Below are 12,017 nucleotides of genomic sequence, written 5' to 3'. Positions count from 1 at the left end.
CTCACTGCCCTATCACTAGGTATTGCGTGCGATTTTCCCAACAGCCTCTACCGTTCGGGACAATCGCCTCAATGGTGATCTGACTGCTATCGATTTTACTGATACGGCCATTGTTTAGACCAATGTATTCACCCACATGAACCGGCTGAATGACACCAGCGCTGTCTCCACTTAAGATTTTTACTAAACCACGCAGCTCTTTTTTATTCGCAATCATGCCCGCATATTGCAGAGCGTCCAAGCCATACCTTTCCATCTCATATTTTTGACGATTTGGATCAGGACGTACATCAGACTCACAATTGCCATCGACTAACATCGAGCTTGTCTCATGCTCAGGGTCTAGCTTTGCAAAAGGGCTTCGAAGCTCCTGAGCTGAATACGTAAAGGGCTCATAAGCAACGACTTTAGGAATTGGCTCAATGCTTTTCTTGGTTTCACTTTTTATTTTATCGATTTCCTTGTTCAACGCTGCCATTCCATCGTCTTCACAACCGCTCAACACCGAAAGCGATAAAAGCGAGTACAGAAGGATGCTAGTTTTATTTAAATTTTTCACTATTACCCCTCCTCAGATTCATATCGGTAAGTTTTGGCCAACACACTAAAGCTCAATGTTTCACCACTACTTATAGTTGAATTAGCATTTCGTTGCCCACCGCCTGCTGCTGAAATTGTAAAGCCATGGAGCGTTACAATACGTGGTAACTTAGAGATACGGCTTACAAAGTCTGCAATTTGATGAAAGCTACCTGTAGCTACAATCTCAATTGGCTTTTCAATATAAAACTGTTTTTTCGTTTCATTCAAATACTTGTGAGACAGTAACTCAACACCTGCGCCAGACGCTGCGTAAGATATTTCATCAAGCAAACCTGGAATTTCTGTATTCTTAGGTAACTGCTCTAGAAGACCTTTAAACGTTTCTTTCATCTCAGCCATTTGCTCACGATAAGCATCTAAATTGACCGCTTTTTCATACTCACGTTTATAGTCACTCAATAACTGCTCTTGCTTCTTGCCTTTTGATTCAAGCTCGTTCAGTTGTTCGCTAGTGTCGAAATAATAGCCAAGCCCTAATACCACTAACATTCCAATTAATATGAAAACGATTTTTCCAGGGAGTGGCCATGAGCCGATATTGTTAAAGTCTTGATATTGATTTAAGTCAGCCATTAGTTGCCCCCCTCTGTGTTCTCTTTGCCTGGAATAACTTGCCTAGCTTCCAAGGTAAAGTTTTGAGCTGGAAGGCCTTTGGTTTGCTTCTGAACATCTTTCAAAGCACTTGTTTGCAAACGCTCAGAGCTATCCATTTTACGCATAAACTCAGATATTCTTGGGTTTGTTTCACCCTGTCCGGTAAACGTTAAGTTGTATTTTAAGTTTTGGTCTTTACCAGCGGACTGCTCTGTACGCTTCCAAGACGATAAATTAATACCTTCTGGAGTCACACGGACAAGCTCGTCAAACATACGAACAACTTCTGGACGACTTTGTTGCAAGTCAGTAATTAAGTCCATGCGCTTGATTAACTCTTCTTTTTCTTTTTTGAGCTTTTCAATCTCTTTGGTCTGCTGCTTTAAAACACCAATTTCGGTATTCAGCTTTTCTATTCGAGCATCTTGCGCTTTAATTCTTGAGTCCATAACTTGGTTCACTAGAAACCAAATTAGGGCCGCTAAAACAATCATCAACGCGAAGGTAATCCAGAACTCTTTGTTGCGTTCTTGGCGTAACTCTTCACGCCAATCGAGTAAGTTAATACGAGCCATTAGTCGAAACTCCTTAATGCTAGTCCACAGCTAATCATCATGGCTGGCGCATCAGCACTTAGCGCTTGTGTATTCACATGGGACGAAATTGACATATCGGCGAAAGGATTGGCTACACGAGTTGGAGTGCCTAAATGCTCCTGAATCATGCTATCTAAGCCATCGATAGAGGCACAACCACCGGCTAAGATAACTTCATTCACAGAGCTTAATTCGCTTGCGGAGAAGAAGAACTGTAGCGCACGCCCCACTTGCTGAGTAATAATTTCAGCGAAAGGCATGAGAACTTCTGTTTCATAGTCATCGGGTAAGCTACCTTGCTTCTTGGCTAAACCAGCTTCTTGATAAGATAAACCATAACGACTTTGAATCTCTTCAGTTAGTTGGTTACCACCAAACAGCTGCTCACGGTTATAAATCACTTGCCCATTCTGCAACACATTCAGGCTGGTCATGGTCGCACCGATATCAATAATCGCAACGACAGAATCTTCTAGGTGTTCAATCGTCTTCTTTTTCGTCAATTGATAAGCTCGCTCAATGGCGTAAGCCTCGATATCAACGATTTTCGGTGCTAAGCCCGCGATATCAAGCGCATCGACTCGCGTATCCACATTCACGCTTCTCGACGCCGCTAGCAATACATCAACTAAATTATCGTCATTAGCTGAATCACCCAGGACTTCAAAGTCTAAGTTGACCTCTTCCAATGGATAAGGGATGTATTGATCGGCTTCAACTTTGATCACGTCTTCCATTTCCTGATCAGAAAGGCCTTTCTCCATTTGAATGGAGCGAGTAATCACTGCGGAGCCAGATACCGCAACAGCAGCATCTTTAGTTTTCGCGTTTGCTTTTTGAACGGCTTTTTTTATTGCATTACCCACAGCCTCGGTATCACGAATATCACGTTCGACAACAGCGCCTTGTGGTAATGGTTCAACAGCATATCTATCGACTCGATAGCGTCCACCAGATTTACCAAGCTGTAAGACCTTGACTGCCGTCGAGCTGATATCAATACCTATGACTGGTACTTGTTTCTTTTTGAATAACCCCAGAACCATAAATCCTATGCCTCATTAAGTTGGTTCAACACAGTCCATTTGTTCATTTTATCTTAATTAATCTCTAAGACATGTCCCCAAGAAAGTGGATACAAATCCACATAAAAGTTAAACTTTTTTGTTAACTAACACTTCTAAGATACTATATTTACACTGATTTACAAAAAAATTCAGCCTTTTTTTTTAGAAAAGGTATACTGGTACACAATTCCTAAACCAGCTACAACGCTCCACAATAAATCTTTCTAAAAAAATGACCATCAATATATTGAAGAAATTAGGCCTATTTGTGATTTTTATCACAATATTTGTGGTTATGACCATTATCGGCGCATTCCTCTACGCGACTCCGCAAGTGCCAGAAATCGACTCTTTGAAGAATGTAAAATTACAAACACCCATGCGCATTTTCAGCGCAGATGGCAAGCTCATCGGGGAGTTTGGCGATGTCAGGCGTGAGCCCGTCACCTATGAACAAATACCCGATAACTTCATCAATGCGTTAATAGCCACAGAAGATCAGCGCTTTTATGAACACAGTGGTGTTGATTTCAAAGGCTTGCTGCGCGTGTTAAAAGTTGCAGCAACGACGGGGGAGTTTTCTGAGGGCGCGAGCACCCTGACCATGCAAACAGCTAGGAACATGTTCCTTACCCGTGATCAGCGCCTCAAACGAAAGTTGATAGAGATGTTCTTAGCCGTTCGTATGGAGCAAGAGCTGACCAAGGAGCAAATCCTTGAGCTCTATACCAACAAAGTGCACTTCAGTCACCGCGCTTATGGCCTTGCAGCAGCTTCAGAAGTCTATTACGGCAAACACCTCACCGAGTTAACGTTGCCTGAAGCAGCAATGATGGCCGGTCTACTAAAAGGAGAGTCTGCCTACAACCCGATTTCCAATCCAGAGCGAGCGCTTGGACGAAGGAACCTTGTATTAAGTCGTATGCTGGACGAAGAGTACATTGACGAAGACATGTATCAATTAGCTGTAGAGACGCCACTATCAGCTAAAAAGCATGCTGCAGACCTTGATGTTGAGGCACCTTATGTTGCAGAAATGGTCCGCTTGGACGTGATTAACCGTTTTGGTCGAGACATCGCTTACAACCACGGACTTGATATTGTCACCACGATTGACTCAAAGCACCAAAACATCGCAAATAATGCATTAAGAGAAGGCTTACTAGAATACGACCGTCGTCATGGGTATAAAGGGCCAGAAAAGCAAATCGATAATTTTGCTGGCAAGGAAACTCAGGAATTATTGCAAATTTTGGATAATACGCCTGTCATAGCAGACCTAGAGCCCGCCATTGTATTAGATGTCCATGAGCAAAGTATTGATGTGTTGGGTCGCGAAGGACGTGAAATCACCATTGAATGGGAAGGTTTGGACTGGGCAGCGAAATTTATTAGCGATAGCCGTATTGGGCATAAGCCGAAGTCAGCCCAGGAATTCGCTACGGCTGGTGACCTGATTCGCATCATGGAAATAAAAGAAGGAACTTGGCATTTAAGCCAAATTCCTGAAGCGTCTGCGGGCTTTGTCTCCATTCGCTCGAAAGATGGCGGCATCACTTCTTTAGTCGGCGGTTTTGATTATTCCACTAACAAATTCAACCTCGTCACTCAAGCTAGGCGCCAACCCGGCTCTAATATTAAGCCGTTTATCTATGGCGCGGCCTTTTCTAAAGGCTTCACGCCCGCGAGTTTGGTTAATGATGCCCCTTACGTCAAAGTGAATAATGAAATTGACGAAGTGTGGCGTCCGCAAAATGATAACCTAAAATACAATGGCCCCACTCGCCTTCGCGTTGGTTTAAAGCGTTCGATCAACACCATTTCAACACGGCTCATCGACGCCATTGATCCTGCCTATGCGGAAGATTTCCTTGTGAAAATTGGCTTGCCTGATGAGCACATGGATCCTTATCAATCCCTAGCTTTAGGCACCGCCAGTTTTACACCGCTTGAGATGGCTACGGCCTATGCCGTACTGGCTAACGGCGGCTATCAAGTGGAGCCGTACTATATCGAAAAAGTCACCACATCTTACGGTGATATTTTGTACCAAGCGACTCCAAAGGTGGTCTGTGAATCTTGTGAGCAAATTCGGATTAACAACCAAATCCGTAACGCGAAATACAAACCCGAAATTCGCAACTACCCAGAATTACCACTACCTGATCATAAAATAGCCCAAGAGGTCATCGACCCTCGTGACGCCTTTATTTTGTATGACATGATGAAGGACGTTATCCATAGCGGCACCGCCACAACACAGCTTAAGCGCCGTAACAGTCCTTTACTTCAGCGCAATGATTTAGCCGGAAAGACGGGTACAGCGAACGACTATAAAGATGCTTGGTTCTCGGGCTTCAACGACAAGCTCGTTGCTAGTGCTTGGATGGGCTTTTCCGACCACAGACGCAGTCTAGGTCGATACGAGTACGGCGGCAAAGCCGCGCTTCCAATCTGGGCATCGTTTATGGAAAAAGCTTTAGACGGTGTGCCTGAGCAGGAAATTATCCAACCACCCGGTGTGGTCTCAGCAAAAATCGATCCTGAAACCGGTAAACTGGCTGCACTTGGCCAACAGAACGCTATTTTTGAGTATTTCCGCGACGATAATGTACCGTCAGAAATTAGTCAAAAGCCAACTGACTTTGGCAAGCTGTATAACAGTAACGAATCCGAAGAACCGAGCACTCGCTCAGAGAGCTTTAATCAGGAAAATTTAGATCAGGAGCAACTCGATCAACTTATCAATTCGATTCAAGATACTCCGCAAGAAGAATCTTCATCGGAAGATAAAGAGCAGCAAGAACCTGAGCCAGAATCGATCTTTTAAGGAAAGCGTTAAGTAGCTTGATTGTGATCAAAAAAAGCACCTCGAAAGGTGCTTTTTTTTATAAGGCATCTCTCGAAAGAGATGCCTCGCAGGCGTTATAGCGCGATTACTTGTTAAGTGAACGGCTACCGAAACGCTTACGGAAACGATCAACACGACCGCCTGAATCAACCATTTTCTGCTTACCAGTATAGAATGGGTGACAAGCTGAACATACGTCTAAGCTGATGTCTGCGCCAGCAGAACCAACTTCAATAACGTTACCACAGCTACATGTAGCCTTGATCGTTTTGTATTCTGGGTGGATACCTTGTTTCATAATTCATCTCTCTTCATTGGAGTCGCCATTTGGGCTATAGCAAGAATTTCAGTCAGTTAGACTGCGCTACGCCAAACACCACTCAAATATTTAGGAAGCGCGATCATACGCGCCATTAAGCTCAAGATCAAGCCATACGCCTAGCAAAGCGGTGAATCTTTGCTACTGAGCAGGTATCATGATGTTGATATCAAACAGAAAGTCATCTTCAATAGTAAATTCACGGTCAGACATCACGTCTCCGTCATCCGTCACAGCCTGTAAAACATACTGTCCGTTGATTAGGCCGTCCACTCGGAAGTATCCAAACTGATCCGTGTAGGTTTCCATCATTTTCTGTCCAGTGCCATCAAGCAACACAACTTTCTGCTGTAGCGCAGGCTGACCATCAGCATCCGTTACACGCCCAGCAGCACTGTATTTCGCTTGCATATCAAAGTCGATACGTGTCACTGATGAAGCTGCGACTTCAACCACATAACTCTTGGTGTCGGGAACCAATTCTATCGGCAAAAACTCACCATCCAAAGATACTCGATGCACCCCTGGCGTCACTTTCTCTAAATAAAAGGTACACCCCTGAACAGGCACTTTGTAGTTCACACCGTTAATCAAAACACTCACATGCTCTAAGTCACACTCTTCGCTATTAGTATTGAGTGTTCCAGCAATAGTCCCTTGCGTGTTGTAACTATTACGATGCGTAGCAGGCACAAACTTATCCCCGGCCACAGCGAAGTCCATAGATACACGCGCAAAAGCTGAGAATCCCCCATCGTACTGAGGGTCGGCATCACGTAATCTCAAATCCAAATAGATGCCTGCCATTAGCTGCGTACGATACTCAGCAAAGAAACCCGTTCCATACTCATTTGAATGGTTGAGTTCAAAACGGAAGCGATCATAGCGAACCCAATCATCTGGTTGCCAATAAAACCCTGCTGCTGATTCGAAAATCGTATTTTCATGCCTTCGCCCTTCAATCGTATCTTTATACATGCGACCAGACATATAGCCCTGATATTGCTCATTAAAATGATGGTCAAAGCGAATGGTTTGCTCATCGGGTTTATGCGTTACCCGATAGCGTGAGTTAAAGTTAGGCCGATAATAGAGTTCGGTCCGGTACGCTCCATCAAAATCAGGCCGCATAGCTATCGAGAAGTTATTGGTTGGGCTATAGAAAACACCAGGCTTAACAAAGCTCACTCTTTCTTGAGGTGAATCTTCGCGATTTTGATAACGCCCAATCAGCTCTAAACGTAAACTCGGATCCGGCGTGTAGTAAAAATATCCATTAGCAGTAGTGGCATCGCCCTCATCTTGTTCATAAAAGCCGGCTTCTTGCTCTCGAATGAAAGTCGCCATGCGCCAATTGTCACCACTACCATCCAACTCCAACTGTTGTGTCGTGGCGCCATTTCGCCACGAGGCTCTATAAGCTCCTACATAATGATTACCTAAAGAGGAAGCGATACCTGCTGTTTTGGTATCCTCATCATCTAACAAATAACCCGCTTCTATTGTAGTGTCGTCGGTTAGGCCATAACGATACAAAAACATTCCAGCCTCACCTTGATCATTAAAGTCTGGGTCTAGCCAATTGCCTTTCTTACCGAAAGCGGCGCTGGTTACCATCTGACCTTTACTCAACAGACTCTCAGAACTTAGACGTGTTTTATTCTGACGCTCTAACTCAGTGCGACTGATTGCATCAATAATAACCACTTCAATATCATTGTATAGCCCGGATTCTGCACGCACCTCACCAAAATCATAGGTGCTGTCTAGGCGAACAAACGTCTCTCCTACCAGCTGGTTATTAACGTAAAGTTGAGCGATGGTCCCAGCTTCAGCAGTACCTCTAATTTTTTGTACAGACGAACCTAACTCACGAAAGAAGCGGGATTGACTGATATCTTGATAAGGGTCATATGGAATATCTTGGTTGCTATAAAAGTATTGCGCCCCAGTTACCGTCACGGTTGGTGAAACTACTGATGGGCTGATAGTTTGCTTACCTAAAAGCCACTGTGAACGGTCACTTCTTTTGAGCCAAAAATACTCATCCAACCGCCAGTTATCTCCTGAGCTTTTTTCCGCTTCAACGAGCCAGGAGCCACCCCATGCCGCGCCGCTTCCCAAAATCTCACTGCGCTCACTGTCACGCTCAAAGTCTAAGGGACCACCATCCTTTTCAGCATACACCTCATGCGACAACCGAAACTGACGGACACTGAAACTATCTGGGTGGTAATCAATTTTCCGTTCCACCTTGTCTGTGCTTTTTGGCTGTTCGGATGGCTCCGACCAAGGTGGCAAGAAAGTTAGAGCATACTTTACTGGGTCAAAGCGTCCATTGACTTTCAGGTGTTGATTCAGAGTTGCCAGCCCCATCCAAATCTCACCGTCAATACGGTACGTCTCACCCATAGAGATGTCGACATCAGCCCCAGGAACACTTACGGTCATCATACCCTGCCCAACGTCATAACTGGCTCCAATAACCGGAAACACCTGCTCGATAGGTATAAGGTAATCTGTTTCTGATTTAACAATGTCTAGCGCGATAAGCTCTCTTCCTCGCACCTCTAGACCAACCAGAATCTTTTCGTAGCCAAGAGAAGTGCTGCTGGAAGCGCTCGCCTCCCAAGCATTCTGAAACAAAGAACTGTCTAGCTGACGCGGGCTATGGTAAGCCAAGAACGCTTCATTAGAGTCAAAATTTTCACGTGGCGCGGGTTTTGATAAACCCAGCGGTGACTGCACCAAAATGGCGCTTGATAATACGCAATATATCCCTAAACGCACCATAGTTACTGTTACTTATCTTTTTTAATATAATAGACTTTCTCGTATAAAGTCCCAGCAATATCGACTTTCACAGCCAGCGCGTATTGTTCGGGGAGCTTCTCTTTAATAGCGTCTTTTAGCGCTATACCCCCCTCTACAACCCGGCGATTTCCTGCAAAGACAGGCTTTGAATTAATTTTTCCAGTAGCAAGCGGCTTCTTACCTTTTACTTCCCCGGTTTTACCATCCAGCATTTGCAGGATGTCTCGCTCATTTTTTCGCTCTCCCTCTTGCTCGGCTTGAACAATCATATAGAACCCTTCCGGGCGAACGTAGGCGTTACCGGAGCTGGTAATATCAAACTGAAGTGACTGGCGTTCGTTTAGGTAACTCATGCTATGTAGCGTTGCCACACGTTTCACATCACCAAAAAAAGCATACACCGGAACACCAACGTTAAATAACACGTTAACACCTTTCGCATCGTCAGCCCGCAACTGCTTAAAAAATACCATTGCTCGGTGCTCACCATCATCAGGCTTTGCTTTAGGACGCACTGCCATTCGGACCGTCTGCTGGCCCTTGGCTGGAATGGTTAAGCGTACTGGATTAATAATCAGCCATTGATCTAGGCTTTGAGGGGTTGGCGGTAGTGCACGGTAATTATTATCTTCGTCAAAATCCCAGTTTTGTACTGAGACCTCAACCTGCATAGGTTTTGCACCTAAGTTGAGCACAGTGACACTCTTAGTAGTCTTCACTTCGTCGGGCTGCAGAACCACTCTAGAAGGCGAAATTGCTAATTTTGGCTGTAGCCCCGACTGAGCACTAAAAGCACTGCTATTAAATAATGCAGCCAATAAAGCTATACAGAATGTTATTGTTCGATACATTTATCGATTTACCTTACTTTACTATGGGCATAATGATGGGTTAGTCGTGTTGTTGTGGTGCAGAGACGTTGTTAAATTTGCACTATAGCTTCCAGCTTCCACCGCTTGCGACAGATCTAGAGTTAATATAACGGTTCCCTCGGCAAAAGTAATGCGCCCGTTCGGCCTTCTTTGATATCGAACGTTCGTTTGCACATTCAGAACATCAAGACAGGAATTACTGCTCGAACAAATTTTATCCGGCCCACCAATGGAATCAAACTGGTAATCTGCAACAATTGTTCCGGTAAGCTTATCTTTGTTCTGCGCGTTTAACCGCCAAACCCAATCTGCACTCTCCGCAGTTACTTGACCCGAACTGATGGCGTTAACATCGACAATGATGTTCAAGTCTACGGTTTGATTGGCCAACGTCCCAGACTGTGTTCCTGAAATACCGAAAGCTTTCTGCGGACCACCACCACTGATCCCTGAAACTTCTGCTCTAGAAACAGAATCCACAAATTGATTTCCGCTACAGCTTACCGCTGCCTCAGACTGTTCGGAAGCTAAGCCCAAAAATACAACAAAAAAAGCCGAACACAAAAGGCCCGGCTTTTTTTGTAAGTTCATCATTGCTCTACTCGATAATCGAATAAGATTATGAGCCAGTTACAGTGATTGTGTAGTTTGCTTCTAACAAACCATCATCTAAATCGTTAGATGTTAAGTCTACATCAAATGACACATCACCTGCAGTTGCAGTCATTGACGGCGTACCAGAAACTGGAGAAATCACTAGGTTAGATACTGCTGACTCGCTACCGTTGTCTGTAACAGATGCGTTAAAAGTACCATAGCCTAGCGCACGAACCGCCCAACTGTTTTGGATATTGATATTTGCAGTTGTACCCGTCGCTGAAAGGTCTGACTCGATACCTAAATCAACAGCACCAGAAGCAATCGAACCTGATTCAGTAGCAGTTATTGCCGAAGAGCAGTCTTCTGAAGTACAGTTAGAATCTAGTAACGCTGCAAATTCACCAGCAGCAAAGTCTAGATCAATGTCAGTGTAAGCATATAAGATCAGAACGTCTGGAATTGTGACATCAACGTCAACGTCTAAATTAGCTGCTTGTGCTGATGTTGCAAATAGAGCAGTAGCGATACCAGTGGCTGCTGCAAGTTTCCCGAAAAAGCTCATATTAAAACCTCGTTCTTAAAATCCAGTCCAAAATTCTGGTGTGAATTCTATCACATAAATCACGAATGAAAAGGGCAAACCAAGTCAAAAGTGACTATTTTTTAATCGATCTGAGATACAAAGTTAAATTTACATTAAATATCATATACTTAAAGCATTGGCTTTACTTTCAGTGGAAGCACTTACAATTTGAGCCAATATATATATCTGAGAATATTTCTAACAATTTGCCGTCACAAAGTGACATTTTTTGTCACAAAATTAATTTTTCAAGCAACAAGATTGTCTGAATCAGTTCAAAAATGCATCAATAAGATACTTTCAGATTACACTTTAAGTCATTTTTGCATTGAAATGCGGTTAATACGAATGATACCCATTTAAATGCTAGATAACAACAGCTTGTATATAAGCTCAATGTTAGATAAATGAGGCTATAGGCCATGTCACATATGACTTGTCTCGAATATTGCTTATGCGAATACTGCCATTGTCTTTTTATGCAAGAAGCCCAAACTAGCTTCCCTAGACAGTAGATGAGATACAGACTGGAACTTGAGCACCTGGATTGGAATGAGACAACCAAGCCACTTAAGAGCGCTTTAGCGATAAAGAAAAAGTGAGTTTAATCCATTATAAAAAAAGCGGCATAAAGCCGCTTAAAGGTTACAGTATGTTATTACTATTATAAGTCGTTATTCTTCTTAATCTTTACTCATCTCAAATAGCGCTTTGATTGCTACTATTAATGTTGCAGCTCCCACCATATAACCAATGTTATGCATGATTGAACCAATAATAGTGCCTAGGCCAGCAAAGTTATTAAGTGCTTGTTCTAGAGGGTAGATTGCTGTTGTCGCCATTAGGAATGCGATACAAGCAATTAAAAATGCTTTTGTTTCGCTTCCAGAAACATTGAGCAACCCAACCAGCAAGCCAATCACTACCAATAGCAATGGGAACCAACTGACGTTTATAAAACCGCCGATCACTGCTACAGCCAATCCAGCCAAAAACGCGATACTACCTATTTTCATACCACTCCCCCTCCTCATTATTTATGATAAATTAGAATATCTTGTGCTTATGCTTGTTATTGATTAGTAAATCTTGTTAGAGACATACAGTATCAGATTTTT

11 protein-coding genes are annotated in these 12,017 nt (G+C 43.5%); 1 reads left to right on the top strand and 10 read right to left on the bottom strand.

Translation table 11 applies throughout. From position 1 onward, the window contains the following. Position 1: 1 nt before the first annotated feature. Genes KFK88_RS03390 through KFK88_RS03375 form a run of 4 tightly spaced genes read right to left on the bottom strand, consistent with a single transcriptional unit; the run spans position 2 to position 2,839 of the window. Positions 2-559 (bottom strand): pilus assembly protein PilP, encoded by a 558-nt coding sequence (locus tag KFK88_RS03390; RefSeq protein ID WP_223577248.1) that lies wholly within the window; start codon positions 557-559, stop codon positions 2-4. Positions 560-561: 2 nt separating this feature from the next. Beyond that, entirely contained in the window at positions 562-1,176 is a 615-nt protein-coding gene (gene pilO, locus KFK88_RS03385; RefSeq protein ID WP_223577247.1) for a type IV pilus inner membrane component PilO, read from the bottom strand. Then, entirely contained in the window at positions 1,176-1,772 is a 597-nt protein-coding gene (locus KFK88_RS03380; protein WP_223577246.1) for a PilN domain-containing protein, read from the bottom strand. The genes pilO and KFK88_RS03380 overlap by 1 nt, the downstream gene beginning before the upstream one ends. After that, positions 1,772-2,839: a type IV pilus assembly protein PilM gene (locus KFK88_RS03375; protein WP_223577245.1), complete on the bottom strand. Its 1,068-nt coding sequence runs from the start codon at positions 2,837-2,839 to the stop codon at positions 1,772-1,774. Before KFK88_RS03375 ends, KFK88_RS03380 begins: the two co-directional genes overlap by 1 nt. Before the next feature lie 289 nt (positions 2,840-3,128). On the opposite strand from KFK88_RS03375, the gene KFK88_RS03370 reads away from it, so the two are divergent. Next, the gene (locus KFK88_RS03370) at positions 3,129-5,690 is read left to right on the top strand and encodes a penicillin-binding protein 1A (protein WP_223577244.1); all 2,562 of its coding nucleotides are present in this window, start codon (positions 3,129-3,131) and stop codon (positions 5,688-5,690) included. A gap of 106 nt (positions 5,691-5,796) precedes the next feature. On the opposite strand, the gene rpmE is transcribed toward KFK88_RS03370, so the two are convergent. From rpmE to KFK88_RS03340, 6 genes are all read right to left on the bottom strand, one after another. Continuing rightward, the gene (gene rpmE, locus KFK88_RS03365) at positions 5,797-6,009 is read right to left on the bottom strand and encodes a 50S ribosomal protein L31 (RefSeq protein ID WP_223577243.1); all 213 of its coding nucleotides are present in this window, start codon (positions 6,007-6,009) and stop codon (positions 5,797-5,799) included. A gap of 162 nt (positions 6,010-6,171) precedes the next feature. Continuing rightward, positions 6,172-8,778, bottom strand: coding sequence for a carboxypeptidase regulatory-like domain-containing protein (locus tag KFK88_RS03360; RefSeq protein WP_223577242.1), 2,607 nt, complete (start codon positions 8,776-8,778; stop codon positions 6,172-6,174). Between the two features lie 53 nt (positions 8,779-8,831). Beyond that, entirely contained in the window at positions 8,832-9,695 is an 864-nt protein-coding gene (locus tag KFK88_RS03355) for a fimbrial biogenesis chaperone (RefSeq protein WP_223577241.1), read from the bottom strand. A gap of 21 nt (positions 9,696-9,716) precedes the next feature. Then, the gene (locus KFK88_RS03350) at positions 9,717-10,310 is read right to left on the bottom strand and encodes a hypothetical protein (RefSeq protein WP_223577240.1); all 594 of its coding nucleotides are present in this window, start codon (positions 10,308-10,310) and stop codon (positions 9,717-9,719) included. A gap of 25 nt (positions 10,311-10,335) precedes the next feature. Next, positions 10,336-10,878 (bottom strand): hypothetical protein, encoded by a 543-nt coding sequence (locus tag KFK88_RS03345; RefSeq protein ID WP_223577239.1) that lies wholly within the window; start codon positions 10,876-10,878, stop codon positions 10,336-10,338. 704 nt (positions 10,879-11,582) lie between these two features. After that, the gene (locus tag KFK88_RS03340) at positions 11,583-11,915 is read right to left on the bottom strand and encodes a hypothetical protein (protein ID WP_223577238.1); all 333 of its coding nucleotides are present in this window, start codon (positions 11,913-11,915) and stop codon (positions 11,583-11,585) included. Positions 11,916-12,017 lie beyond the last annotated feature (102 nt).

The sequence above is a fragment of the Kangiella taiwanensis genome, from assembly GCF_020005165.1.
GTDB lineage: Bacteria > Pseudomonadota > Gammaproteobacteria > Enterobacterales > Kangiellaceae > Kangiella > Kangiella taiwanensis.
This window is presented reverse-complemented; position numbering and strand designations above follow the sequence as displayed.

What these genes read in the sequence shown, in the direction of transcription:
- KFK88_RS03340 (WP_223577238.1), bottom strand. Translation starts at nt 11,915, where the DNA reads ATGAAAATAGGTAGTATCGCGTTTTTGGCTGGATTGGCTGTAGCAGTG.
- KFK88_RS03345 (WP_223577239.1), bottom strand. Translation starts at nt 10,878, where the DNA reads ATGAGCTTTTTCGGGAAACTTGCAGCAGCCACTGGTATCGCTACTGCT.
- rpmE (WP_223577243.1), bottom strand. Translation starts at nt 6,009, where the DNA reads ATGAAACAAGGTATCCACCCAGAATACAAAACGATCAAGGCTACATGT.
- KFK88_RS03375 (WP_223577245.1), bottom strand. Translation starts at nt 2,839, where the DNA reads ATGGTTCTGGGGTTATTCAAAAAGAAACAAGTACCAGTCATAGGTATT.
- KFK88_RS03380 (WP_223577246.1), bottom strand. Translation starts at nt 1,772, where the DNA reads ATGGCTCGTATTAACTTACTCGATTGGCGTGAAGAGTTACGCCAAGAA.
- pilO (WP_223577247.1), bottom strand. Translation starts at nt 1,176, where the DNA reads ATGGCTGACTTAAATCAATATCAAGACTTTAACAATATCGGCTCATGG.
- KFK88_RS03355 (WP_223577241.1), bottom strand. Translation starts at nt 9,695, where the DNA reads ATGTATCGAACAATAACATTCTGTATAGCTTTATTGGCTGCATTATTT.
- KFK88_RS03350 (WP_223577240.1), bottom strand. Translation starts at nt 10,310, where the DNA reads ATGATGAACTTACAAAAAAAGCCGGGCCTTTTGTGTTCGGCTTTTTTT.